Here is a 26,900-nt window from a genome sequence, read left to right on the forward strand (position 1 = left end):
CCCGCAAGCAGCAGCGTTCCTTGGCCTCTCATTATTTTGCTTGGTGAGCCTTATTCATTTCATCTGTAATCATTTGCAGCTCTTTATCCTGCTTCAAGGTCGCAATAAACTGATCATAGGCTTCAATCGTCTCTTTCCCAATGATCACCTTCGTCCGCATATCATCTACCTTCTTTTTAATTTCCGGGTAGAACCGATTATAGGCTTCCGAATAAATGCCGCGTCCTGGATCTGGTACAACATGCTCCTTGCGCTCATTTACAATTTTCACGTTGCGTTCATACAATTCATCTGGCATCCCCACTGCAGCAATAGCCATATCGTCGCTAATCAAGTGGAACAAGCTCGACATGTTGCCGTCTCCCGTCAGATCTTTCTTCGCCTGCTCAGTCGCAATCCGCTTGCCGTTCTCTTCCTTGTAGTGTACGTCTTTCACACCGTAGTACTCCAGAATATTGCCCTCTGGGCTATTTCCATAATCGAACAGCGCCAGAATCTTCTTCACCTTCTCCTCTGGCACCTTCTTGGGAATCAGATACACGCCATAATAGGACTCACCGGAAGGGACATACTTAGCCCCCTGCGGATTCGCCAGGTAAGAGGCCGGAATGAGGTCGGCCTTCGGCTCGATCTGGCGAAGCACTTCCCCTTGGATCCAGACATGGTTCATGGATAAGCCCACCGCTCCTACCTTGCCGCCACGAACCATATCAATAATTTGCGAGAACTTTAAGATGGCAAAATCCTTCGGGAACAGTCCTGCATCGTAGGCTTTCTTAATCCACAGCAGCGCATCACGGGAAGCATCTTCAGTGATGATCGGCGCCAGCTTGCCATCCTTCAACTTCCATGCGCCTTGCGTTTCATTGAAGACGTTATATACAAAACCGAGCGAGTCTGGGGATGCCGCATACGGAACGATATCAGTCTTCCCGCCGGGCGCCTTCTCCTTAAATGCCTTCAGTACGTCGAAGAGCGAATCCATGGAATTTGGCACTTGCAGATTCAGCTCATCCAGCCAATCCTTACGCAGCATCGGGAATACACCGCCGCCAAAGCTTGGATAGTACCGTGGAATGGCATAGTTCTTGCCCTCGATCTTCGTCTCTTCCCACATCGCCGCCTTAACGCCTTCCGTTAGATTCGGATAATCCGTAATGAAAGGCGTCAAATCCCAGAACACGCCTTGCTTAATCATCTTCTGGAGCTGCGAGTTGTTCAGCGACTCCACAAAGATAACATCCGGCATCTCACCGGACGCCAGCATCACATTGACCTTATCTTCAATCGTCGTTGGTGTCAGCCATGTGATGTCCAGCTGTGTATTCGTGTTCTTCTCTAGTTCCTTCCACATCGGATTGCTGTTGTTCACCATATCGGGCGCATAATTCAACGTTTGCAGTGTAATCTTCGTCGGACCTTCTCCCCCAGAGGCACCGCCTGTGCCTCCACCGCCGCATGCAGTCAGCAGCAGTGAACATGCCAGCATGATAAGCATTGTTGTCTTGAGCAAGGATGACAACTTACGTGATGAATTGTGAATCATTCTGAACCCTCCTTTTTGATATGCGAGCGCTACAGGCTGACCATGTGCATCCTATATTTATTCATTCTTTGACAGAGCCAACCATCGCACCTTTGGCGAAATGCTTCTGCAAGAATGGATACACCAGCATAATCGGTACGGTAGCAATAACGACTGCAGCCATTTTTAACGTCTCAGACGGCATCTGACGATTCATACGAAAATCCGCACCGCTTCCCCCTGCACCGCCGCCCATTGCCGCCGGATCGACCAGCAGGTTTTGCAGCAGCACCTGCAGCGGCCACATGCTCTGGTCGTTAATGTACATAAGCGCGTTGAAATAGGTATTCCAATACCCTACCGCAAAGAACAAGCCGAATGCGACCAGCGCTGGAAGTGACAAAGGCAATATGATGCGCCAAAATACGCTGATTTCGTTGCACCCGTCAATGCGTCCCGCCTCCTCCAGACTATCTGGTATACTGTCGAAGAATCCCTTCATAAGCAGAACGTACCACCCACTGGTCAGCGACGGAATAATAAGCGACCAGATATTATCGATAAGTCCGACATTGCGCACAATTAAATACTGCGGCACAAGTCCTGGCTGGAACAGAAAGGTTAACAAAATAAGAAACAGAATGGCCTTCCGGAAGCGCAGTCGCTTCCGAGAGAGCGCATAAGCCAAGCCCCCGGTTACGATGAGGCTGCACGCTGTTCCTACTGTAGCCAGAAAGGTGCTCACACCGAGTGCGCTGACGAACAAGCCGTTTGCGAGCAAGTACTGATAGGCATCCAGTGACCATTTGGCCGGGAACAAAATAAGCGGCTTTGTGTAATATTCCGTTGGATCCGTGAACGACAGCACGATTGTATAGTAAATGGGAAAGACGGTCGCCAAGCTGATGAGCAGCAGAATGGCTATGTTCCCGATATTGAATAAGCGATCTCTCACACTGTTATCTCTCATAGCACTTGTCTCCCTCCCTGTTTAATATAAACTGTCCTGTCCGAAGCTCTTGGCGATTTGATTGGCCGCCACCACAAGAATGACGCCAACTACCGATTTGAACAATCCGATGGCTGTACTGTAGCTGAACTCCCCTTGCTTAATCCCAACCCTGTACACATATGTATCGAACACTTCCGCTACATTGGAGACGGCTGCATTCATCATCAGATAAATCTGCTCGAATCCGGTATCCATAATAGTGCCTAACCGCAAAATAAACAGAATGATGATCACATTGCGCATGCCCGGCAGCGTAATATGCCAAATGCGGCGCATCCGCCCTGCTCCATCCATCACCGCAGCCTCATACAGCTGAGGATCGATTCCTGCGATAGCAGCGAGGAAGATAATCGTCCCCCAACCGACCTCCTTCCAGATCGACTGTGCCGTCAACATTCCCCAGAAATAACTTGGATTCGTGAGCAGATCAAAAGCCTCTTTGTCCATAGACAGCAGCAGCTTGTTGAACAACCCTTCCGATTGCGAGAACATGAGGAACGTCAACCCCGATATAAGCACCCAAGATAAGAAGTGCGGAATGTAAATGAGAGACTGTACTGTTCGCTTTACAATCGAATGCCGAACCTCGTTCAGCAAGGTAGAAAGAAAGATCGGCGCCGGGAAGAAAAACAACAGATTCAGAAAACTGATAGCGAGTGTGTTGCGCAGCAGAATGTAGAAATCTTCATTTGCAAAGAAGCGGCTGAAATGCTCGAATCCTACCCATGGACTTTGAAACACACCGAAATACGGCGAATAGTCTTGGAAGGCGATCACAAGATTCGTAATCGGAACATACTTGAAGACAAGGAAGAAGAGAAGTCCTGGCAGCGCCAACAAATACAAGTATCTATCCCTCTTCACATCTACCCATACACGTGTGCGCGCTCTTCGTTTAGATGATGTCCTCCGTTCTAACTGGGCTGCAGATGCAGATGTTGATGGTTCCATGCTCACCAGTACTACCTCACTTTCTTCTGCATGTTCAATTGAGACAACGAGTATCACAATGTCTGCTAGGATTTTTATCAATGTAAACGCTATCACAATTTCATGCAATTTGACTTTTTTGCTGAAGCGTCTTGTCTGCCTGCATAACCGTGCTTATTCATCGCTCGATGAACGCACAAGCAAGCCCCGCAAAGAATCACTGCTGCGAGATTCGATGCAGCATTTTTGCGATTTCCTGAGGCTGCACTTTTTTTCTGTAAGCCTTTTCATCCGTTGTGCCATTCAGTATGATAAATACAATCGGCCACCATACCAGAACATTCCATACTACCGTTCTTGTATGAACAGCTTCGTGCAGTCGAGCAAATTACAATTTCTATTCCAATATCAATGATTACTCCATTATTCCGTTTCATCATCCATTGCCACACAGGAGGAATTCATGGGAAAGCTGCATGATATACTACGTCCCTCTTCCAAGGGAATCTTCTATTGGAAAAGTCTCGCGCTCGCCGTACTGCTGACCTGCCTGCCAATCACGATCATCAGTGCGGCTTATTTATATATGGGCAACCAGCAGCTTGTGAAGCAGTTTCAAGAGAAGAACGACAGCGAGATGATTGAAGCAGCCAAACAAATCGATAAACAGCTTGGGCAGCTTATTAATTACGCTCTACATATGGTCGTGAAGCCGCATTTCAAGCCGACGATTTCCGATATGGATTTCGCACAGCAGTTCGAGGAAACGAACCAACTGCTCGATACGCTCACGCTGATCGAGAATGCCGATCCGATTATTGATCAGGTGTATTTGTACGTGGCGAAGCAGAACAAAGTACTTCAGCCCTCGATTGGTCTTCGGACATTGGAGCAGGCAGAAGAATCTCGCTGGAAGGAGCTTATGACGGCCGAGCAGGGCATCTTCTGGACACATGAATTGCAGCGTCCCTTCAGTAGAGGCTCGTCCCATGCCGTCGTAATGAAGCTGCCGTTCAATGGAAACGCATCTTATGGGGCTATCGTGATTTACATCAATCCGTCTAAGCTGTTCGTATTTGCGAACCCAGACCGATATGCTTACCTGCTGGACGAGGAAGGACACATTATTGGGCAAAGCGGAGCAAGCAGACAGAATCCTGAGGCATTCGCCGCTATTCAATCTCATCAGACTCAACATACAGAGGCATTGAATCAACCTAGCGGAAGCAGCAAGGTTCCCTTGGATCAGGATACATTGCTCATAAACACCGTAACCTTGGAGAAAATGGGCGGCAAATGGACTTACTTATCGGCTACCCCTCAATCCATCATTACAGCACCTACACGACCCTATACACATATCCTCATTGTTTGCTGGATATTTGCCGTGCTGGCTGCGTTAGCGTTAAGCTGGTTCGCTTCCCACCGTATGTATCGGCCGATACGCCAGATGATGAACTTGCTTGCAGGCTGGCGCTCCCCGGATACGGATGTTCACAATGAGCTTGATTATATTGAACGGGAATGGCAGCATTATCGAATTACAAATGAAACATTGGAACGGAGGCTGAATCAGGCCGTGCCGTCCATGCGCGAGGCAATTATGAATCAATTCATTACAGGACAGGCAGCGCACTGGACGGAGAGGGAGATGATTGAGAAGCTTCATACGATGGGGGTCGCCATTGAAGGCAGGTCATTTGCAGCAATCGTTCTACAACTTCATACAACCGATGAAGAATATAAGCCGCTGTCCGATAAAGACGATGTTCTATTAACGTACGCAGCTATCAATATCGTGGCAGAGCTATCCCAATCCGCAGCGGAACATGTTCACACGATTAATTTCTTAGATGGATCGTTCGGACTTGTGCTCATACTTCCCACACAGGATCATACTCAAGCAGAAGCACAACAGGAGCTGCACAGTCTGTGCTCCCATTATATCAACGTCCTGCATGAGGTTCTGCGCATCCAGGCCACCATCGTCTATAACGGGCCAACTTCGTCGTGGATGGATATTCCCCATGCCATGGAGCAGGCTCAGCGTGCGCTTCGTTGCCGCACCTTCGACGCAACGAGCCAATTGCTTCAGGCCGATCAAGTGCTGGATAGAGCGAATACGCTGCTTGAAGCCCCTCTGCTTGTGCTTGAGCAGGAGCTTATTTACGCTCTCAATATGGGTCTGACCCAGGAAGCGACGCAAGCCTTGGAGCAGTATGTAGAGGCACTGCAAGCAAGCCACGCGGCAGAATGGCTTGTCCATCAAGCGCTATTGCGACTAATGGGAAGCATCCATCGCGCTATGCTTCAGGCCGGCCATAATCCGTATGCCGTCTATGACAGCGCCCAGCTGTATGAAGAGCTTCGTATGCTGCGCAATCCACAAGCATCCTTGTCCTGGTTCCAAGAGAAGGTGATCCACCCTTACATTCATTCGCTCTCTCGCAGCTTCAATGCATCTATGAAGGAGATTGTAGACAATCTGCTCGAACAGATTGCACAAAGCAACGGCCAAGAGATTGCACTCGAAACCTATGCGAAAAGTAATGGCGTCAGCATCTCCCAACTGAGCAAAGCGTTCAAGCAAATGACAGGAACGAACTATGTCGATTATATTACCTCGATAAGAATGAACTATTGCAAGCAGCTTCTACTGACCACGGATATGAAGATCAATGAAATCGCTGAATCGGCCGGTTACCAGGCCCCCTACTTCAATCGTATGTTCAAGAAGCTCGAAGGAATAACTCCCGGCCAATATCGCCAGCGTCATTCCTCACAAACCCTATAGCAGGATGTCGCAATTGGAGCAATAACTTCAGCATAACCTTATACATCACTGCAGATCATGGCTGGCATTCCGATCTCCGTTCTGATGGGTGCTGTCAGGCGCATTTCATAGGTCTATACAACTTCGGCCCCTCCACTGCTTACCGCAGGAGAGGGGCCGAAGAGCTTATTATTTACAATGCACAGAATCTAGCAAAAAGACAATCTTAACCGTCGATTACAGCAGACTGACTGTTACTGCATCGTCAGCAGCATCGTGCCCATTCGGCGGGCAGTCTCCATCATCTGCGGGGCAAAGGATACAAGCGTATCTGCCGACATCCGGCTGACAGGCCCCGATACCGACAAGGCTGCGACCAGCCGCTGATTCCGATCCATGATCGGCACAGATACAGCCGCCGCTCCAAGTTCGCGTTCTTCCAAGCTCACAGCATATCCGAGTCGACGCACTTCCTCAAGCTGCTTCATATAGCTGTCCTTGTCAATGGAGGACGGCCAGCGTGAATCGCGCAATGCAGCCTCTAGCTCGTGCGTCTCAGCAAAGGCAAGCAGCACCTTGCTGGATGCCCCCACGAACAACGGCAAACGAACGCCTACTGGCGCTACTCTACGGATCGCCTGATTGCTCTGCACGGCCTGAATCCGTATCCGGTCGTTGCCATCCTTCACATATAGACTCACCGTCTCATCCAACTGATCGCGCAGGAGCTCCATCTCCGGCTGCAGCAGCTGAGCAGGATCATCGACCTGCGTCAAATTCGCCGCCAACTCCCATACCCGATATCCCAGGCGATACTTATCGCCATTTTTAAGTACGAATCCGCGATCCTCCAATGTTGTCATCAGACGATGAACAGTGCTCTTATTCAGCCCAACGCGGGTTGCAAGTTCCGTCAAGCTGATATCTCGCTCATTGGCAAAACACATTAATATATCGAGTGCACGCTCTACGGCGCGTACGGTTAGCTTTCCTCGTTCTTCCACCATGTATCTCCCTCTTCGGTTCCATAGTATGGAACATCGTTACAACTAGTATAACTCTCTTCCTTATTTTCGTAAAGATACTAGCACCATTCTCCCGCATCCTACGAACGTCCCTTGTTTCGACATGTTTTTACAGGGAGATTGCAATGTTACGGGACGATTACAATCACCTTACAAATCGCGCAAATCCGTTGACCCTATGCGGATTCCCGCATACGATAATGATACGAAGACAACGTTTACACGAATCAGCTCCCATCGGGACTTTTGTTCTATATGAATTTATTGGGCTCGACACCATTCTGCATTACATCATCGAAGGAGGTCATCTACATGAGCACACCTGTTATTACATCTCCCGCACTACAGCCTGAATGGCTCGGCCCATCTGGAGCAGCCCCTGCGGCAGCGCGGAGACTACGAGTGAAGCATGTAGCCATTGCGCTATCCCTATCGACCTTCTTCGCTGCGATTGTCATCTTCCTTGCCCTGCACGGATTCATCGCATGGATGTTCGCCAATCCGCAAGTACCCCCGCTGTTCTCCAATCCAATGGAGGCCAAAGGGATGAAGTACGAGACGGTATCCTTTCCCGCTCGCGATGGGCATACGCTGGTAGACGGATGGTACATTCCATCTGATAAGCCTTCCAAGCGCACCTTAATCTTCAGCCATGGCTACGGGGCCAATCGAGAAGAATATTGGGTGCCGATGTATGACCTCGCCAAATTCGCACATCGACTCGACTACAATGTCATCATGTTCGACTATGGATTTGCTTCCGAACAGCATCCGACCAAAGCAACAGGCGGCCGTCTGGAGAAGGAACAGCTGCTAGGCGCAGTCAAGCTCGCGAAGGAACGCGGTGCTGAGCACGTCGTCGTATGGGGCTTCTCCATGGGTGCCGGAACGGCGCTTCAAGCAGCACTGCTTACCCATGATATTAATGCCATGATTCTGGACAGCACCTTCCTGCTGGAGCCAGATACGCTATATCATAATTTGCAGCAGTACGCTCCACTGCCGAAGCATCCATCGCTTGATCTGCTGCGTACCTTCTTCCCTGCTGTCAATGGCACGAGCCTGCAGCAAATTCCATACAACGAAGTGAAATCAACGAACTATGAGATGCCGATTCTCTTCGTTCATGGAACAGCGGACTCCAAGGCGCCATATGGAATTGCAGAAGGCATTGCCGCCCATCAGTCCAATAAGCTCTCGCAGGCATGGATCGTCCCTAATGCACAGCATGAGCTTATCTATCGCACACAGCGCAAGGAATACTTGTCGAAGACATCCGCATTCCTGAATGCAGCCTATCGTGCTGATCGCGGTTTGTTCATTGCACAGAACTAACTTCCCTGCTACGCCGATTGAGACGTTTATAAATTCGGCAAGGAAGTTTCACAGGACACGAAATGGAATGAATCGAAGTAGTACCGCAAGCACCCCGCTTGCGGTTTTTTTGTGCCATTTTACATAGGTCAACCTATGAAGCTAATACAATAAAAAGAACCATTTCAATCAATAAGGAGGGAGAACATTGCAGCTCATATACGGGCCACTTATGCCTGTGCGTGTGTTGGAAGAGAGTGCCTACTGGAAGCAGCAGGAGAAGAAGAATACAGAGGTCATTCGCGCGATTGTGCCCCAGCTGGAGCCTGAATACGTGCAGCTGCTTGCCCAATGGGAACAGGTTCTGTCACAGACGGAAGATGCAGCGAGGGGACAGCTGCGCACCGCCCTGCAGCAGCCAGATGTCCTTCAGCCAGATCAGCTTCAACAGCTTCAAGAATTGCTCCGCGCTTCTGTATATCAATCCGAGCAATTCGTTCAGCAGCTTGATGCCATTAAGCAAAACAGCCAAGCCGTGCAGCATACGGAGCACGCCCCTGTCGTATTCGATCATATCACGGAGCGCTCCCAGTACTTTCTGAATGCCATTAAACCTGTCTTTTACCCAGCAGTAGAGCCCCCGGGAAGCAATCATAACACTCGTTCTAGCAGCAGCTCCTCCCCACCAGCTCGCATTCACGCTGCAGGGAACGAGCCTTCCTCGCATTGGCCGCAGCATCAGTATCAGCCCCAGCAACATCAGTATCCCTATCAACAACAATCCATTCAAGGCATTCATGCTCACATTGGCAATACGCGCAGCGCGCTTCCGGAACAGGATGATGACGCGGATGAGGAATCCTTCGTTCCAATTGGCGGACATCGGCTTCCACCGCTTCCGTACCCTTATAATGCGCTTGAACCTTATATCGATGAGAAGACGATGCGCATTCATCATGACAAGCATCACAAGAGCTACGTGGACGGCTTGAACAAGGCCGAGTCGGCGATGGCGGAAGCACGGCGCACCAATAAGTTCGATCTGGTGAAATATTGGGAGAACGAGCTTGCGTTCAATGGGGCCGGGCACTATCTGCACACCATCTTCTGGGATGTAATGAGTCCGCAGGGTGGAGGCAGGCCTACAGGCAGTCTGCTGCGCCAAATTGAGCATGACTTTGGCAGCTACGATGCCTTCCGGAAGCATTTCTCGAACGCAGCAGAGAAGGTTGAGGGTGGTGGCTGGACGATACTCGTCTGGAGTCCGCGCAGCCGAAGATTGGAGATTTTGCAAGCTGAGAAGCATCAGAACTTGTCCCAATGGGATGTCGTCCCGCTGCTGCCGCTCGATGTATGGGAACATGCTTATTATTTGAAGCATCAAAATGAACGGCCAAAATATATTTCCGATTGGTGGAATGTCATCAATTGGCCCGCTGTATCCGAACGATTCGAGCAAGCTCGCAAATTGAAATGGACTCCCTTCTAAGCTTACAACATCATTCGATGAATGAGGTGTTTACTTCCTATTTTTCGAGCTTATTCGCCGTTGCGCCGCACCCTTTTCGTTCTATACAATAATAATTGGAAATAGCTGGATCACGTGCGGTTCTGTGCCGCGCTTTCCTTTTGTACCAGAACAATGAGTTATCGACTTCGAAAGGGGTGAGGCGAATTGCTCAGACCTATTGTGAAATGGGCTGGCGGCAAACGCCAACTACTTCCCAGCATCCGTTCCCTTCTGCCTTCAGCAGACTGGACGCGAGCAGCCTACTTCGAGCCGTTCATCGGCGGAGCGGCGTTATTGTTAGCATTAACGCCAGACAACGGGGCCATTAACGACGTCAACCCAGAGCTCATCAACGTGTACCAAATGATAAAGCAGCAGCCAGACCAACTTATCGAAGCCCTTCGCCAGCATCGCAACGACGAAGGCTACTATTATGAAATTCGGGCATGGGATCGGAACCAAGAAGCCTACGCCGCCTTATCCTCTATCGAACGCGCCGCCAGGCTTATTTACTTGAATCGGACATGCTATAACGGCTTATACCGAGTCAATGCAGGCGGCCAATTCAATGTTCCATTCGGGAAATACAAGCGGCCGAACATCATAAGAGAAACAACTATTCGCAGTATGTCCTCCTATTTGAACCGCGCCAATATTCGAATGATGGATGGAGATTTTGCTGAGGCTGTGCAGGAGGCACGCGCCGGCGACTTTGTCTATTTTGATCCTCCCTATGACACCTTGACGCCAACTGCCGCCTTCACTTCGTATGCCAAGGGGGGCTTCGGCCGACCGGAACAACAGCGTCTAGCCAATGTATTTAAGGAACTTAGTGAACGTGGTGTATATGTCATGCTGTCCAATCATGCGACAGACTATATTCATCAATTGTATGAGGGATATCGAATCCATACGGTAAAAGCGAGGCGAAGCATTAATTCCAAAGGTGATGGCCGTGGTGTGATCAACGAGGTCATTATTATGAATTATTGACATGTAAGACGAAACGTGGATATGCAGGCATTGGTTGTATAACCCTATGGGCAGTGCAGGCATCAGTCAATCCCATACTTCTTCTTCGCACGATCGTAAGCTTCCTGGGCGCGATCCCGCCTCGGAAGCTTACTGTTGATGTGCAGAAGGAGCAGTAGATTGCAGGCGAGCAAGATGAGAATGGTCATCTCCATCCAAACTCCCATTCTATTCCCTCCTTAAATGAAATCACTAATCTACGAAAAAGTGAACTTGCCATCCATAATTGTGACAGCGGTACCGGTTAAGTATACCCGCTCCTGATGCAACTCCAGCTTCACAACGCCTTCTCTTGCAGAACATTGACGTCCAGTTAGAGATAACTTGCCAAGCTTAGCTCCCCAATATGGCCCCATCGTGCAATGAGCAGATCCCGTAACCGGGTCTTCATTCACACCCAGCGCGGGAAAGAAACAGCGTGACACGAAGTCAATTCCGTCATGGGCAGATTCCCCTGCTCTCGCTGTAACGAGCACACCAATCGCTTCTTCATCGCACGCCTTAAGCTGTTCCCAATTTGGCTCCAGCGATCGTACAGTCTGTTCCGAATCCACGATGGCCATTAACTCGATTCGGCTTCTAAGTACCTCATGCACCGAGCAGCCTAGCGCTTCCTCCAGACGCACTCGCAGCGCCTCATCCTCTACGGGCATTAGCGAAGATGCTGGGAAATCCAGCGTGATCTCGCATTGGCCTCCGCTTTCCTTATATGCAGCATGGAGAATGCCGCTCTTCGTCTCGAAGGAGACTCTGTCCCCGCTTACAATCTCGCATTGCCGTAATACATGAGCCGTAGCCAGCGTTGCGTGTCCGCATAGATCAACCTCAACCTCAGGCGTGAACCAACGAAGGCCGAGAGGGCGCTGAGCCCCCTCTTCCCACTCTGCATCTACATGAACAAATGCTGTCTCGGATAAATTCATTTCGGATGCGATATGCTGCATCATCGTCTCATCCCATTCCTGTTCAACGAGACAGACCGCAGCCGGATTGCCGCGGAATGGCGCATCTGTAAAAGCATCTACGATGTATACCTTCATGTCCATACCTCCCTTGCCTAAGATTACTACAACCGGCTAATCGAATAAGGCAGTTCTGTTCTATTTCTGTTCTATTCCCTATCAGCTTCCTTGGGATCTAACAGAGAAAGGTATGTCTCCGCCGGCACCGCAGCCAGCCATGGACTCGGCTTGCCGACACAGAATACATGAAGCTCATGCATGGCCCGCGTGCAGGATACATACAGCAGTTTCTGTTCATTTGCACGCCCATAGGCAGCTTCCGATGCATCATAGATGACAACTGCATCGAATTCTACTCCCTTGGCCAAATACGAAGGAATAACCAGCGCACCCTCATGGAATGAGGCCGTATCTTGCTCGACAAGGTAAATCGAAATTTCATTTTGCAGCGCCTCATATGCTTCCTTGCTCTCTTGAGCCGTCTTACAAATCACGGCTACATTGCGATGCCCTTCCTGCAGCAGTTGACGTATGCGATCCACGACCAGTCGATCACGCTCCGCTCTGTCCTCTACAACGGTAACTGTCGGCAGATTCCCAGCCCGATCGAACGGTTCAATACGATCGCCATCCATAGCCAGATAGCGGGCGAACTCCATAATCGGACGAGTTGTGCGGTAGCTTCGCGTCAAGTGGAAAGTTTCCGTAGATGAATCGCCGCGCATATCCGAAGATAACCAACTGCTGTTAATATCCTGTTCCCCAGCATGTGGATAAATCGCCTGCTCCCAGTCACCAAGCAGCGTCATGCTGCAGCGCGGGAACATTCGTCTTAACAATGCGAATTGGAACGGTGAGTAATCCTGCGCCTCATCAATGAACAGTTGGCGAATAGAGGTATTCACACGGAACCCCTTAATGCATTCATTCAGATACAGATATGGCGTTGCATCCTCAAACGGCATCTCCCCTGATAGAAGGCGTGCTTCCGTATCTGCACATATGGTTCTCCACTCCGCAGGCAGCGTTCCGGCTGCCGCACATCGCTCCGATACATCCGGCATAGCGAACAACTGACGATACGTCCCCTCCATATCAATAAACCCAAGCTTCTTCACCTGTGAATAGAGAGACTTGAAGTGCTCATTCACAATCGATGCAGCAAGCCAGTCGCGTTCACGCTGGAAGTCATCGAAGGTTTCCTCCGAGAACTGCTTCTTGCGCTGCAGCTTCATATAAGCTTCGTGGTATGCATCATCATCCAGCATCTCTACTTCCTCATCCACCCACGCCTTCTTGCGTTCTTGCTTCGCCGCGCGATGCAGTTCCCCACGCAGCCATTCGGCCAGCAAGCGCAAACGGTTCGGCAGCGGAAGCGATGCATCATAACGGTAGAGCTGGCTGTGAATTTGCTCTGCAGTTACGATTACCTCATCGCGGAAGCAAATATCATGTAGCTGCAGGCCTTCTGTCCCTAACCACTGTACGTACGCATGGATCATATCAATATAGTTACGGCTTGCCTTGAAGCGGATCGCCTCCATACGAGCGCTATAGCCCGGTTCTTCTGCAGCTGTCAGTGAATATTCCATTTGCTCGAACGGATGCTCAAGCTTGAAACTGCTGCCTAGGCGGTGCTCCAAATAATCCTGGAAGGTCGTCTGCTCCATGTTTCGTTCTCCCAGCTCCGGCAACACTGTCGAGACATAACGGTTGAACAGAGGATTTGGGGAAAATAATACGATCTGCTCCGCCTGCAGTGTTTCCCGATACCGATAGAGCAGGTATGCAATACGCTGCAAGGCTGTCGACGTCTTACCGCTGCCTGCTGGCCCCGTCACAATCAGCACGCCGCTCCGTTCATTGCGAATGATGCGGTTCTGCTCCTGTTGTATGGTCGCTACAATGCTCTTCATATGCTCGGCTGACGGCTGACTAAGCATTTGACGCAGCAATTCATCTCCAATCGTAACCCCGGTATCGAACATTCCACGGAACCGGCCTTCCGAAATAAGAAACTGACGCTTCAGTTCCATCGTACCTTCTATCTCCCCTACAGGAGTCGTGTAGCGCGCAGGGCCTGGAGGGAAATCATAATACAAGCTCGACACCGGAGCTCGCCAGTCATATACGAAAAATTCGCCTTCTTCATTGCGGAAAGAGCCAATGCCTAAATAGATCTCCTCACCGCGCATTTCTCCATCTTCCTTGAAATCGATTCGTGCAAAGTAGGGAGACTTCGCCATGCGAGTCAATACATCCAACTGACGCGCAGCATGGCGGTGTCTATGCTCGCGCTCGGTTAACACCTCTGCCTGCTGCTTCATGCTGGCGAAGGTCTCTATCGCCTCATTTATATCGTCCATGTTGATTTTGACATCGTCCCAGAATGCCTTGCGGAATTCGACTACTTCGTGTTTGATGTCGCCAATATCCTGCTGCAGGGGCTCAATATGCTGCTCAATAGCTTCCATCACCCGAACCGCTCGTTCCTCTTCTAGACGCCATTGTTCTTCTTTCGTACTCATCTAACCACCCGCTTCTTTAGAAATTTATAAATCAAGGTTGACAGCCTGTGATTCGATATGGTATTATATATTTGGATAGTAATGCTTTTTAAAATATAACCATATCGTACATTAGATCTTAACATAACAGTCCTCTGCTTACAAGATGTTGATTAGGCTTTTTCCTTGTCAACTTTTGTATACAGAGGACTTTTTGCTTGAATGTAATTATGTGATCACCAGTTAGGAATGTACGATAATCTTTTTCTTATGATGCTCCTCAAGAAGCTGAATAAGCTGTGTCTGCTCGGACGGGTTAGACAAGCAAGCAAGTGGGATAATATGTGCCTGCATCGAGCTGATGAAGATATAGATATAGTCCTTGGTCATTCTGATTTCCGGTATCGCATCCCAGTTGTAATGAGCGCTGCCGACCGGCGTCGTCTCATCAATTCCATGCTCAGCGATTTCCATCGTATGATCGCCAAGCCAGGCTGCATTTTCTGTGGAAGCAGACCAACGCATAACCTTTCTCTTAATCGAAAAATACATAAATACGTTCAAAAGCACCCCCAGCGCTACCCCAACGACAATCGAGTACACCCATGGTTTTCCGATAACTTTAAGAATGATGCTTAAAAACAAGGGCAGGCCGATGATGTTCGCCAGCATGACTTTACGGTATTTCGGCATGCTGTATATCACGAATTTATTAAATTTCCAATAGTCTTCCTTTGTAATATGCATTGAAATCTTCATAGCAGCACTCCTTTATTTCCATAGATAGCATAAACATCTTTATTCCCATTATACATGCAGCGATTTCATTAAGACACCCTCCTTTCCCGGGTGAGCAGTATAAGAAAAAAGAAGACACGACCCGCCTTTCAGCGAAGCCATGCCTTCTCCTCATTCCCTATTTATTAAGGACATATATCATTTATAACGTAAATAGATTCCTTCTACCCTTCTTGCTTGGAGAAATAATCGAACAAGTCTCCACGTGCTTCCTCCAAGTACGCCAGGTGCGACTCGCGCTCAATGCGAATTTTCAGACGCTGTGCTGTCTTCTCGAACAGATCCACGCATTCATTCGTGCGAATGATGAGCTTCTGTGGGCGTACCCCCTGCTCTTCAATAAGCTGCAAGAAGTGATTCAGGAATTCCTGCTCAAAGTTGTCATCATACGCGACATGGAAACCTACAGCTGCACGTGTCGTACGGTCTACCCACAAGCAAAGACGCGGATAGTACGGACGCTCGCCTTCACCCTTCACAGCAACAGGCGCATAGAAAAATTCTGTCTCCCATTGGCCCTTCTTATTCGGGAAACGATTCATAACATCATTCAGACGATCCCGATCTTCGATTTCAACCTTCACAGGACGCTCCAATACGAAGTCAGGATCCATCCAGCGATCTACCCACTTCTTGTTGTCCGGAGTACGAACCAACACTTGACCGGATTGCGGTGCTGTCATTACCTCATTGTCCTTCTTCACGCGCGCTGCCAGATCTATCGCTTGTTCTAAGGCGATCGCCAAGAAACTGACCTGCTTCTCGTCAAGCGTCCATGGAACAAACCCCGGGTCGTATGCGCGGAACATTGGCCATGCATTACGGCCGCGGAACCGGAACCCGAGCTCCTTGATCTGCGCCAAATCGTGCTTTTCCAGATCCGTACGGTCTTCGAACGTTACCATGATGCATTTTTGGCGGTGCAGCCATGCATTCTGCTCATGATTGTCCAGCATCATGCTGTTCAGGCTCTCTAATCCTTCACCGCCGCGGAATAACGCCAGACCGAACAAGTAGTCTGTTCCATTCATAATCGTGCAATAGCCCACTTCTCCGTCTTCGGGATTGCTCACGCCAAAGATCACGTTCTCCGGCATCCACTCCCAGCTCGCCTGCTTCTTGAACGCAGAAGCTGCTTCATACAATCTCGCCCACAGCTTCTGTTCCGCTGTCAATTCTACTTCTTGTTCCGGACTTTTCTGTTCCGACTTCTTCTTTGCTTCTGTCATGTGACTTGTAACTCCTCCTATTCAAATTCCCTGCTCTGTCCGAAAAAAACCCCGTCCCATGCCCGGAACGGGGTTCATCAGTTCATAGTTCACCCACATACATCACATTACTACTTAATCAGTGACAAAAATTCCGCGCGCTGCGCCGCATCCGTCCGGAAGCTGCCGCGTGTTGCCATCGTTACCGTCTTGCTTCCCGGCTTCTTCACACCACGGGCGCACATGCACAAGTGCTCGCCTTCCACAACGACCATCACGCCGTGTGGCATGAGTACCTCATCCATAATGTCGGCAATCTCGGTAGTGATCCGCTCTTGCACCTGCAAGCGGCGGGAGATTGCTTCCACCAAGCGGGCGAACTTGCTAAGTCCTGCTATCTTGCCGCTTGGAATATATCCGATATGCACCTTCCCGAAGAAGGGCTCCATATGATGCTCACATTGGCTATAATACGTAATATCCTTCACAATGACAAGCTCTTCGTGATTTTCATCAAATGCTACCCCGAGCGCATCACGAGGATCTACCTCATAACCGGCGAAGATTTCCTCATACATGCGAGTCACGCGTGCTGGCGTATCCAGCAATCCTTCGCGCTCAACATCTTCTCCGACGAGCTTCAAGATTTCCTTAATATGATGCTCAATCTTCTCGCGATTCGTACCAACCTGTGTATTCACATAATCCTTCAAACCAGCCACGAACGTTCCTCCTTCCGCCGCGCTTGTGAGCATGATCTCGTTAACTTAGCGGTTTTTCTTGAAATTCTTGTTCTTCATCATTTGCTGTGCTTGTTGCATCTGCTTCGAGTTCAGATTGTAGCCCATTTGCTTCGCCATCTTCTGCAGCATTTGAGGGTCAGATTGCATTTTCGTCATTTGGTTACGCAAGTAGTACACGCCGCCAGCGAAGCCGATGATAATGCCTACAATTAGTGTTACGATTGCCGTAATTACTGTCCACATCTTCCCATGGTCACCCCAACATCGTCAAGTTTAGCTCATTGCTTCTATATTTCAAGTAGGGTACAGATTCCGAGAATGATCCACCGAAAACTTCACATAGAAAACGAAAAGCGATCGATGTGCCGTTCGATTTCGAATATACCGTACCGCCACTATGATAGCACGTACCATCAATCGTGACAAATATCCCCTGTTCCATTAAGGAGCAGTCAGCATCCGCTCTTCATTCGCCTGCATGCCTTCCAGCTTGAGGAGAGTAACTTTCTTGTCCATCCCCCCGCCGTACCCGACCAGTCTGCCATCTGCTCCAATGACACGATGGCATGGCGCAATAACCGGAATCGGATTGCGATTGTTCGCCCCACCGACTGCTCGTACTGCCTGCGGACGTCCAATTGCCTCTGCGATCTGCTTATAGGATCTTGTCTCCCCGTACGGAATATCCATTAGAGCGCGCCACACCTCACGTTGGAATGGCGTTCCTTGGAAATCAAGCGTCAAATCGAACGATTGCCGCTCCCCTCTGAAATATTCCTCCAATTGACGAATTGCCTCCTGCAGCCGTTCCGGATGACGCTGGAGGGCAGCCCGACCATATGTGCGCTGCGCCCAAGCGTTCAGACGCGCAGAGGTATCCAACACACTGCCGAATTCAATAGAACACAGTCCTGTCGCCGATGAGGCAACGGTCAGCATCCCTATCGGCGACTCCATCTCCTGCACATAAATAGGTTCCACATGATTGTCGAACTGCTGCAGGGCATCATCTATCGCTTGCACAACGGCATCCTCCTTCTCACGATTCAAGGCTGACAGCAGCGCCTGCTTCGCATCAGTACCGCCAATCTGACCAAGCGCCCAAGCGGCTGTCGCACGAATATCATAACGCGTATCTTCTCGCAGCAAGGCACGCAACTCCCCAACCGCGCTTCGATCACGGAAGTTCCCAAGAGCCACAATCGCATTGCGCTGGATCGGCTTCTTGCCGCGCCATGCAGCCGACAATGAGCCGAACTGCTCCTTAAATTCACGATTCGATAATTGCAGCATTGGAACGAGAAGAGGCTTCGCCTTCTCGGGATCAGGCTGCATTTCGGGTTGGTGCGTCCAATTCATTCCTTTATTTTTGGGACAAACGATCTGGCATGTATCGCAGCCATACAGCCGATTCCCCATCTTGGTCATCATCTCATGGCTCAAGATGTCCTTCGACTGCGTCTGGAAGGAGATACACAGGTTCGCATTCAACTGTCCAGGGCCGACAAGGGCACTTGTCGGACAAGCATCAAGACAGCGCGTGCACTCGCCGCAGTCTTCTGTAACAGGCTCGTCAGACGGGAACGGAATATTCGTAATCATTTCGCCCAAGTAAATCCACGATCCCCACTGCGGCGAAATAATCGAGCAGTTCTTGCCGCTGAACCCAATACCTGCACGCTCTGCTACGGCCCTATCACTTAATTCCCCTGTGTCCACCATACTTCGTACCCGCAGTTCCTGTTCAGGCACTCGCTCACGCAAGAAAGCCTCCAGCTTCGCGAGACGATCACGCAGAACATGATGGTAATCAAGTCCCCATGCTGTCCGAGCGAACATTCCCCGATAGGAGCCAGCCTTCGACTTCGGCGACTCCTCCAGCTTGGAAGGATAGGCCACAGCAATGGCTATGATTGAGCGCGCATCCTCCAGCAACAATTCGGGGCGAGTACGCTTGTCCAAGTCAGGCTCTTCGAATCCCGAGGCATAGCCTTGATCAATGGAATGCTGCAGCCTCGCCTTCAATTCAATGAATGGGTCTGCCGTCGTAAAGCCAACCTGATCAATTCCGAGTGCCGGGGCGGCCTCAATAATATCCTGCTTCAACTTGCGCCACCGTTCCTTGGAAGCACCCTGATCAGGCATCACCCGCTCTTCATGATTTTGTTGTCCATGCGGCTTCTTCGAATCAAGCATCCCATTCACCTCCTTGTCGTCTCATGATGTATTTTCATATTCCATTCATTCCGCTAATGCGCTATGCGCCAATACTCAATAAAAAAAGCCTGTCCACAATCCGCCAACATCGGAAACGGCACCATGCATCCCAGGAACTAAGTTCTGGAACAGGCGCCGTTCACCGATTTCGTGTCTACTCGCTTACTGTTCACGAGATTCGTCTAACAACCGCTTCCATTCTTCGTAATACCAACGTACCGTTCCATCATGGAATGGAGTACGACCCTGCTCAATGTACTCCAACACCTGATCCAGGCCTAGCTTCACCTTCTGCTCAACAAGCTCCGGATAATGATAGGTTAAGCGATTGTGCTCATACTCATCTTGATCCACTACTTGAACTTGCCCGTCCGCCATGCGAATGACATCCAAATCATAGTCAATATAAGTGAAAATATTGCCGCACCGATACGGAGGCGATGCTATATTACAATAATACCGAACACCGCATTCCTCGATAAGAGCAACAACGTTGAACCACTGCTTCGGGATGAAGAAGGTTACAGCAGGAATCTTGCTGACCCACTGCTTCCCATCCGACTCCCGAATCGGCGTCTGACTATTGATAAGGACGTACATGTCTTCCTTCACATGATCAGGATGCCGCATCGTGGAGGGCACAAGCCAGTTCTCGAGCCATACCCGATGCAGGTGACCATCGTGCTTGAAACTTTTCACAAGAGCTTCCTCATAACGATTCATGCTAATTCCTCGGCTTTGCGTTCAATTCGCTTTACTAATAGAAAAGCATATCTTTTCCCCGAATGCAACGGTTGAGAAGATATGCTTCCTTGTACAATGTTTGGCTATAGTAAATCGTGTATCGCCACTCTTACCGAGTGAGGCCGATTGCGACCTTGCAATACATCTGCAATACAGGATTGCGCGCCGTTACCCTGCAACGATGCGCAGCTGCGACAGGGAGCGCAGCATATCCTTCGCTCCGTACCCCAATGCCTCAAACCATGGCAATACGACTTCTGTATGCTCGTCCACAGCAATCATAATGTTTTTGACGCGGCGTTGTTGGAATTTCTGTTCCAATCCCGCTACCAGTGCTTTGCCTACTCCTTGATTGCGATAATCTGGGTGTACGGCAAGGCGGTAATAGTAGCCGTTGTTACGATCAACGGTTCCGATGACAAGTCCGACAATAGCCTGCTCCCCACTAGATGCCTCATGTTCTGCGATGAGCACCAGCTCTCCGTCCAACGATAACTGACGCGCGAATGCTTCCAGCGTCTTCTCACAACATTCATCTGACAGTGATTCCTTCAACAACTGGGTTGCCGGAAGATAATCCGACAAACGAAAGGAACGAACATTCATGACTTACTCTCCCTCATCCTGAGCTTGGTTTCGTGATCGGTTGTCTCTCTGTCTAACACCTTTCTACGCCTTTACATTAAATCTGTATCTTGTGGTTATCTACATAGATTGTGCAATACCTTTACAAATACGACAAAAATCGCGAAAATCCTTCTTTATCTTTCAACTTCCATAAAAAAGATCGGAAAATCTCTCGTTTTCTCTTGTAAACGCTTTATTTAAAGCGTTTACATTACCCAATACAAGAAAAGGTTATAGAAATTGTAAAGAATTCGTATTCATTGCTAGCCCTGATCCATCGTTCTCCAATGGAGCATTCGTTTGAAAAGAACCATTTTCGGGTAATATGATAGCGTTGAATGACAGGTTGTTATTCATCTATTTGTGAAGAATTGCGAAGGCTTTATTTTCAATGCAGACTTTCGCAACATTTATGTTGATTTATTCGTTCGCTTCATGTTTAATTAGGTTAGAAGTATATAAGATGCTACATAATTATTAGGAGGTATGACACAATGGCACATCAATTACCAGCTCTTCCTTATGCCAACAACGCTTTGGAACCACATTTCGATGAAACAACAATGATGATTCACCACGATCGTCACCACAACACATACGTAACGAACTTGAATGCAGCTTTGGAATCTGCTCCAGAATTGCAAGATAAATCCCTGGATGAACTTATCGCTAACTTGGATGCTGTTCCTGAGAGCATCCGCACAGCTGTACGCAACAACGGCGGCGGCCATGCGAACCACTCCCTGTTCTGGGAAATCATCGGACCAAACGGCGGCGGCCAGCCTTCCGGCAAATTGGCTGATGCAATCAACAATGAGCTTGGCGGCTTCGACAAGTTCAAAGAAGACTTCGCTAAAGCTGCAGCTACACGCTTCGGCAGCGGCTGGGCATGGCTTGCAGTAGATGCTAACGGCAAATTGTCCGTATACAGCCTGCCTAACCAAGACAGCCCGATTATGGAAGGCAAGACGCCTATCCTCGGCTTGGATGTATGGGAGCATGCATACTACTTGAAATATCAAAACAAACGCCCTGACTATGTTTCCGCGTTCTGGAACGTTGTGAACTGGTCAGCAGTTGAAAAACGCTACGAAGATGCATTGAACAAGTAATTCATGCATTGGCAACAGCCGTCCCCTTGCAGGCTTTCTGCTCGGAGGACGGCTGTTTTTGTTAGCAGCGCTTATGATGTTAACACATTATTCATATGCAAAAAGCCCCGACCTGCTTTGCACAGGATCAGGGCTTCTTATTTACAGAGATTCATGTGCTTCCCTGCAACTGATGCTTATTTCGTTGTACGTTGTTTTACGTTGTTTTCTTGTACCATGTTACGTTCATACCTTGTTTCGCTGTACGCTGCAGTTACCTCGTCACACTGCTACTGACCATGACACGTATATAATAAGTATTCCAGCGCCTGCCGCTTAGCCTTCGAACAACGGCGTCGACAGATAGCGCTCGCCTGTATCCGGCAGCAGCACAACAATCATCTTCCCTGCATTCGAAGGGCGCTTCGCCAGCTGTGTTGCAGCTGCCAAGGCTGCACCGGAGGAAATACCAACTAGGAAGCCCTCCTGCTTCGCAAGCTCGCGCGCTGCAGTGAATGCTTCTTCGTTCGTAACCCGGATGATCTCATCAACGATGCTGCGATCGAATGTGCTCGGCACGAAGCCAGCGCCGATACCTTGAATCATGTGCGGACCGCGATTGCCTCCTGACAGAACAGGAGAATCAGCAGGTTCAACTGCTGTAATTCGTACCGATGGCTTATTCTCCTTCAATACGCCGCCTACACCGCTAATTGTCCCACCAGTGCCGACCCCTGCCACGAAGATATCCACTTCTCCGTCCGTATCGCGCCATATTTCCTGTGCTGTCGAATTCCGGTGCATTTCTGGGTTCGCCTTATTATGGAACTGCTGTGGGATGAACGAGTTCGGAATACTCTCGGCAAGCTCCTCCGCCTTCCGAATTGCACCCTGCATCCCTTCTGATCCAGGCGTGAGCACGATTTCCGCACCAAGCGCCTTCATCATCTTAATGCGCTCCATACTATACGTATCTGGCAACGTAATAATAATACGATAACCAAGTGCTGCAGCAGCGCTCGCCAATGCAATCCCCGTATTGCCGCTTGTCGGTTCGATAATGACCGAGCTGCGGTCAATGACACCTTGCTCTTCGGCTGCCTTAAGCATTGCATATCCGATACGATCCTTGACGCTTCCGCCAGGATTGAATGCTTCCAGCTTCGCAACGAGCCTCGCTCCGAGGCCATGCTTGCGACTGTAGTTGTTCAGCTCCATTAGGGGTGTGTTGCCAATGAGCTGTGTAATGTTTGATGCAATGTTGGACATATTCAACTTTTCCTCCATAACGATATTATCGCAATTCCTTGTGTCGCTACGTGCGGCCACGCCTTGATTGGCATCGCTCCACGACTCGATGTATTCCATAAATGCCAGCCACGTACACGGCATATAGAAGCAAGACGACCGGAATCCTTGTCCAGTCTTGAAGCAACTGCTCGCCGACATAGGCGAACAGGAACATAACCGGCAGCTTCCCTAATACAGTTGCCACCATGAAGGTGCGTAGAGGGATAGACAGCATGGCCGCATATGCATTAATCGCTACAGCTGGGACAATGGGAATCATCCGTCCGATAAGCACAGCAGTGAATGCATTTCGTTCCATTAATTGATTAAAGCTTCGAAGTAAGCCGATACGCTCGATATACGACCTGCTCTGCTTGGATATCCCGCTTCGAACAGCAAGGAACATCAAAGCAGCCCCTACCGTCGAAGCCGCCACGTTGATCCAGCCCCCAATCCAGAAGCCAAAAGTAACGCCTATAATCCCTGCCACTAGACCGAATGGAATGACAGGAAATAGGGATATAGCGACAGCAGCAAGAAACATAATGATGAGCGCACCTGCTCCAGGCTCCATATGACGCAGTACAGCAAGCAGCTTCTCATGGTACACCAAGATGAGTACAGCAGCGAGAACATACAGCCCGAGAGATATTCGCTTATCCAATGTACCTCCTCTGGCATCGGCTTCCGTTACTGGTTGCAAACGCTGCCTACTTCCTTACGTTAATAATTCCATATTAATATATAGAAGCCCTCCGCCACAAGCTCGCAGGCATTTTGCTCCCTTCCTCGACTGCCTTCGCAATAAGTCATGGGAAATGACTCCCACTTATGTCCCTGTAATCTTCTTAATTTCTTCAATCATGCCACCTCTTCGTGTAAACGAATCGAGATGCATGTCAACATGATTCCAATATAGATGAAACTCCCTCTAAAATCCAATAAATCGCAATTCATCTTCTTCATATTACGGATCATTTACATCGATTGGTCAAAAGTTTATTCCAAAATGGAATTAAGTGCGTTATACTGAAGCTACCATACCACTGAACGGAAGGGATGATAATCACCATGAATCAAAATGCTCTCCGTCCCGCGCAGCGAATAAAGAAGCGCACCCTTCTCCTTCAATTGTTTCTGACCTTTAGCCAGATTGGACCGACCACCTTCGGCGGCGGTTATGCAATCTTGCCTGTCATCGAACGGGAAATCGCTGAAAAGCGCAAATGGCTGGAAACAGACGATATGGGGGAAATCACTGCACTAGCTGGTGCCGCTCCTGGCGGTATAGGTGTCAATGTCGCCGCACTCGTCGGCTATCGCATTGCCGGCCTATCCGGACTCGCAGCAGCAGTCATCGGCATCTCCTTGCCTACTATTGCCATTATGCTGTTATTATGCGCTGGGGCAGCCGGACTACGTGATCAACCGTATGTACAGGCAGCATTGTTCGGTATTAAACCTGCTATCGTTGCACTTATTGTATATGCAGCCGTGCGTCTGGGCACGCGCACCTTAACCAATGTGTTCACATGGATCATCACCTTGACCACATTAGCACTGCTGTTCTGGACTTCACTCCACCCCGTTATCATGTTAGCCATTGGAGCAGCCGCTGGTCTCGTACTGAATTGGATCACTCGCAGCAGCTTTATGGGCGACCATCCACACGACCGTTCCAAGCCACCGCGCACAAGCAATAGCGCCACCCGCTCCCGCCAAGCGAAGCAGCACAACAATAGAGCGGTCTAGGTTGATGGAATAGATATGGTTAGCCTCCCATAATCGAACAAGAAGGATGGATGCACCATGTTATGGGAACTCTTTTGGACTTTTTTTAAACTAGGATTTGTCTCCTTCGGAGGCGGATATGCGATGCTTCCGGTTATTGAACACGAAGCATTGTCTCATCACTGGATGACTGCAGAGCAGTATACGGAAGCAATCACACTCGCTGGCATGGCTCCAGGCCCTATTGCGATGAACAGCGCCGTATATGTGGGGTATACTGCATCTGGCTTGATCGGCAGTATCGCTGCATCGCTTGGAGTTATCCTGCCATCTGCAATCATCATGCTGCTTATTGCCACTATTTTCTACCGCGTGTATGATAATCAGTGGGTGCAGTCTGCACTTGACGGCATGAAGCCAGCCGTAATCGCACTGATCGCCTATGCGGCGGTCAACATGGCGATGCATTCTGGGCTCACGGCGAAGTGGACATTATCATCATTCATTCCAGTCGCAATCTTCGCCTGTGCACTACTTGCGCTGATGAAGCTGAAGCTCCATCCGATAGCCGTCATCCTATTGTCAGGAATTGCGGGGATTGTTATATATGGATAAATCATTGGATCAACATATTCCTTCCTCCAAAGCGAAGGAAATATTTCAATTCATTCGACGCACCGATGAAATCTCGAAGCTGGACTTGCTCCAGTACAGTGGGCTTACGGTCAGCACACTGACTCGTGTATTGGAGGAGCTAACTGCGCTTGGACTCATCGCTGAATGTGGGTTTGGCGCTTCGACTGGCGGACGCAGACCGATTCTATACCGAGTCGTTCCTGATTACGGCTATGCATTCGGCCTTGATATCTCCCGCACCTCTTCCCGCCTCGTCATGCTGGACATGGCCGGAAATAAGCTCGATACATGCGAATGGGAAATGACTGCACTCATGACACCGGAATACTTGTTGGCAGAAGTAACGAAGCAGATTAATCACTGGACGGGCAAGCATAAGCTCAGCCCAGATAAGGTACTCGGTCTTGGAATCGGCGCCGTCGGTCCGCTGGATCGATTCGAAGGTGTCATCTTGCAGCCTAGCTTCTTCCCTTCTCCTGGCTGGGAGAATGTCTCGATCGTCAATGACTTGGAACGACAATTGAACATGCCTGTCATGCTCGATAATGGGGCGAACACCGCAATTCGGGCAGAAGCGTGGGCCAATCGGGCAAGAGATGTCCGGCATATGCTGTACGTACATGTCGGCATTGGGCTCCGTTCCGCGATGATGTCCGAAGGCAAGCTTATCTATGGGGCTGTCGACATGGAGGGCTCACTTGGGCAAATGATCATTCAGGCAGATGGCATTCCCCCACGTACAGGGAACGGCAACTACGGCTGCTTGGAGTCATATGCCACCGTATACGCCATTGAACGCGAAGCGAACGCACTCGTCCGAATGGGTCGCCGCAGTCTGCTTGAGCAGATCGCGGGGGCAAGCTCCGACATTTCATATGCGCATATTATGGAGGCACTGCGGCGGCGTGATCCACTGGCGACCGAGATTGTAACGCAGGCTGCTACTTATTTCGGCATTGGGTTAGCCAACCTGCTCAACGTTCTCCATCCAGAGAAAGTGGTGCTTGGCGGACCGCTCATGAACGCGAATGATTTATTTTTCTATACCGCAACACAAACAGCTATTCGCAAAACCTATCATTATCCGCAATATCAGGTCATGTTCAGCAAGGGCAGCTACGGTGACGAGGCGCTTGCGATCGGAGCGGCCTTCATGATACTGGACAAGATCACTGCATAAGAATGCATAAGGCCAGACACTAGACACTAGGGCATATAATCAGAG

The 26,900-nt window shown here is 49.6% G+C and carries 24 protein-coding genes; 8 read left to right on the top strand and 16 right to left on the bottom strand.

What is annotated here, in order from left to right; genetic code table 11:
* Window positions 1-31 precede the first annotated feature (31 nt).
* The 3 genes from BBG47_RS09715 to BBG47_RS09725 all read right to left on the bottom strand — a co-directional run bounded on the left by BBG47_RS09715 (window position 32) and on the right by BBG47_RS09725 (window position 3,488).
* Window positions 32-1,546 (bottom strand): extracellular solute-binding protein, encoded by a 1,515-nt coding sequence (locus BBG47_RS09715; protein ID WP_065291582.1) that lies wholly within the window; start codon window positions 1,544-1,546, stop codon window positions 32-34.
* 61 nt (window positions 1,547-1,607) lie between these two features.
* Complete coding sequence (locus BBG47_RS09720) at window positions 1,608-2,495, bottom strand: carbohydrate ABC transporter permease (protein ID WP_065291583.1); 888 nt, start codon at window positions 2,493-2,495, stop codon at window positions 1,608-1,610.
* Window positions 2,496-2,516: 21 nt separating this feature from the next.
* Window positions 2,517-3,488 carry an ABC transporter permease gene (locus BBG47_RS09725; protein WP_065291609.1) on the bottom strand — a complete coding sequence of 324 codons (972 nt, stop codon included), beginning with the start codon at window positions 3,486-3,488 and terminating at the stop codon, window positions 2,517-2,519.
* Between the two features lie 442 nt (window positions 3,489-3,930).
* Here BBG47_RS09725 and BBG47_RS09730 point away from each other — a divergent pair, with 442 nt between their 5' ends.
* Window positions 3,931-6,261, top strand: coding sequence for a helix-turn-helix domain-containing protein (locus BBG47_RS09730; RefSeq protein ID WP_065291584.1), 2,331 nt, complete (start codon window positions 3,931-3,933; stop codon window positions 6,259-6,261).
* A gap of 233 nt (window positions 6,262-6,494) precedes the next feature.
* Here BBG47_RS09730 and BBG47_RS09735 read toward each other — a convergent pair whose 3' ends face one another.
* Window positions 6,495-7,244, bottom strand: coding sequence for an IclR family transcriptional regulator (locus BBG47_RS09735; RefSeq protein ID WP_028533615.1), 750 nt, complete (start codon window positions 7,242-7,244; stop codon window positions 6,495-6,497).
* Between the two features lie 333 nt (window positions 7,245-7,577).
* On the opposite strand from BBG47_RS09735, the gene BBG47_RS09740 reads away from it, so the two are divergent.
* The 3 genes from BBG47_RS09740 (at window position 7,578) to BBG47_RS09750 (ending at window position 11,082) form a co-directional block, all read left to right on the top strand.
* A complete protein-coding gene (locus BBG47_RS09740) occupies window positions 7,578-8,600 on the top strand; it encodes an alpha/beta hydrolase (protein ID WP_065291585.1) in 1,023 nt (340 codons plus the stop codon).
* A gap of 187 nt (window positions 8,601-8,787) precedes the next feature.
* On the top strand, window positions 8,788-10,068 hold the full coding sequence (locus tag BBG47_RS09745; protein ID WP_094183150.1) for a Fe-Mn family superoxide dismutase: 1,281 nt from the start codon (window positions 8,788-8,790) through the stop codon (window positions 10,066-10,068).
* Between the two features lie 186 nt (window positions 10,069-10,254).
* Window positions 10,255-11,082 (top strand): DNA adenine methylase, encoded by an 828-nt coding sequence (locus tag BBG47_RS09750; protein ID WP_065291586.1) that lies wholly within the window; start codon window positions 10,255-10,257, stop codon window positions 11,080-11,082.
* Window positions 11,083-11,144: 62 nt separating this feature from the next.
* On the opposite strand, the gene BBG47_RS29875 is transcribed toward BBG47_RS09750, so the two are convergent.
* From BBG47_RS29875 to BBG47_RS09795, 10 genes are all read right to left on the bottom strand, one after another.
* Window positions 11,145-11,288, bottom strand: coding sequence for a hypothetical protein (locus BBG47_RS29875; RefSeq protein ID WP_174807698.1), 144 nt, complete (start codon window positions 11,286-11,288; stop codon window positions 11,145-11,147).
* A 30-nt stretch (window positions 11,289-11,318) separates the two neighbouring features.
* Window positions 11,319-12,161: a PhzF family phenazine biosynthesis protein gene (locus BBG47_RS09755; RefSeq protein WP_083189201.1), complete on the bottom strand. Its 843-nt coding sequence runs from the start codon at window positions 12,159-12,161 to the stop codon at window positions 11,319-11,321.
* A 71-nt stretch (window positions 12,162-12,232) separates the two neighbouring features.
* A complete protein-coding gene (helD, locus tag BBG47_RS09760) occupies window positions 12,233-14,611 on the bottom strand; it encodes an RNA polymerase recycling motor HelD (protein ID WP_065291588.1) in 2,379 nt (792 codons plus the stop codon).
* Window positions 14,612-14,833: 222 nt separating this feature from the next.
* Window positions 14,834-15,349: a YcxB family protein gene (locus BBG47_RS09765; protein ID WP_065291589.1), complete on the bottom strand. Its 516-nt coding sequence runs from the start codon at window positions 15,347-15,349 to the stop codon at window positions 14,834-14,836.
* A gap of 203 nt (window positions 15,350-15,552) precedes the next feature.
* Window positions 15,553-16,617, bottom strand: coding sequence for a DUF7309 domain-containing protein (locus BBG47_RS09770; RefSeq protein ID WP_065291590.1), 1,065 nt, complete (start codon window positions 16,615-16,617; stop codon window positions 15,553-15,555).
* Window positions 16,618-16,727: 110 nt separating this feature from the next.
* Window positions 16,728-17,318 carry a GTP cyclohydrolase I FolE gene (gene folE / locus BBG47_RS09775; protein WP_065291591.1) on the bottom strand — a complete coding sequence of 197 codons (591 nt, stop codon included), beginning with the start codon at window positions 17,316-17,318 and terminating at the stop codon, window positions 16,728-16,730.
* Between the two features lie 45 nt (window positions 17,319-17,363).
* Window positions 17,364-17,582: a YneF family protein gene (locus tag BBG47_RS09780; protein WP_021256135.1), complete on the bottom strand. Its 219-nt coding sequence runs from the start codon at window positions 17,580-17,582 to the stop codon at window positions 17,364-17,366.
* Between the two features lie 198 nt (window positions 17,583-17,780).
* Complete coding sequence (gene queG, locus BBG47_RS31065) at window positions 17,781-19,484, bottom strand: tRNA epoxyqueuosine(34) reductase QueG (protein ID WP_065291611.1); 1,704 nt, start codon at window positions 19,482-19,484, stop codon at window positions 17,781-17,783.
* 234 nt (window positions 19,485-19,718) lie between these two features.
* The gene (locus BBG47_RS09790) at window positions 19,719-20,279 is read right to left on the bottom strand and encodes a DUF402 domain-containing protein (RefSeq protein WP_065291592.1); all 561 of its coding nucleotides are present in this window, start codon (window positions 20,277-20,279) and stop codon (window positions 19,719-19,721) included.
* A gap of 189 nt (window positions 20,280-20,468) precedes the next feature.
* Window positions 20,469-20,906 carry a GNAT family N-acetyltransferase gene (locus tag BBG47_RS09795; protein ID WP_021256138.1) on the bottom strand — a complete coding sequence of 146 codons (438 nt, stop codon included), beginning with the start codon at window positions 20,904-20,906 and terminating at the stop codon, window positions 20,469-20,471.
* Window positions 20,907-21,421: 515 nt separating this feature from the next.
* On the opposite strand from BBG47_RS09795, the gene BBG47_RS09800 reads away from it, so the two are divergent.
* Window positions 21,422-22,039, top strand: a complete 618-nt coding sequence (locus BBG47_RS09800) for a superoxide dismutase (RefSeq protein WP_021256139.1) — start codon at window positions 21,422-21,424, stop codon at window positions 22,037-22,039.
* A gap of 315 nt (window positions 22,040-22,354) precedes the next feature.
* Here BBG47_RS09800 and cysK read toward each other — a convergent pair whose 3' ends face one another.
* The gene (gene cysK, locus BBG47_RS09805) at window positions 22,355-23,287 is read right to left on the bottom strand and encodes a cysteine synthase A (protein ID WP_021261186.1); all 933 of its coding nucleotides are present in this window, start codon (window positions 23,285-23,287) and stop codon (window positions 22,355-22,357) included.
* 46 nt (window positions 23,288-23,333) lie between these two features.
* On the bottom strand, window positions 23,334-24,011 hold the full coding sequence (locus tag BBG47_RS09810) for a TVP38/TMEM64 family protein (protein WP_083189202.1): 678 nt from the start codon (window positions 24,009-24,011) through the stop codon (window positions 23,334-23,336).
* Between the two features lie 368 nt (window positions 24,012-24,379).
* Here BBG47_RS09810 and BBG47_RS09815 point away from each other — a divergent pair, with 368 nt between their 5' ends.
* The 3 genes from BBG47_RS09815 to BBG47_RS09825 are packed head-to-tail and all read left to right on the top strand — an operon-like array spanning window position 24,380 to window position 26,855.
* Window positions 24,380-25,060, top strand: coding sequence for a chromate transporter (locus BBG47_RS09815; protein ID WP_065291593.1), 681 nt, complete (start codon window positions 24,380-24,382; stop codon window positions 25,058-25,060).
* A gap of 57 nt (window positions 25,061-25,117) precedes the next feature.
* On the top strand, window positions 25,118-25,654 hold the full coding sequence (locus BBG47_RS09820) for a chromate transporter (protein ID WP_021256143.1): 537 nt from the start codon (window positions 25,118-25,120) through the stop codon (window positions 25,652-25,654).
* Window positions 25,647-26,855, top strand: a complete 1,209-nt coding sequence (locus BBG47_RS09825; RefSeq protein WP_065291594.1) for an ROK family protein — start codon at window positions 25,647-25,649, stop codon at window positions 26,853-26,855. Before BBG47_RS09820 ends, BBG47_RS09825 begins: the two co-directional genes overlap by 8 nt.
* Window positions 26,856-26,900 lie beyond the last annotated feature (45 nt).

The sequence above is a fragment of the Paenibacillus sp. KS1 genome (assembly GCF_001680695.1).
In the GTDB taxonomy this organism is placed as follows: Bacteria; Bacillota; Bacilli; order Paenibacillales; family Paenibacillaceae; genus Paenibacillus_B; species Paenibacillus_B suaedae.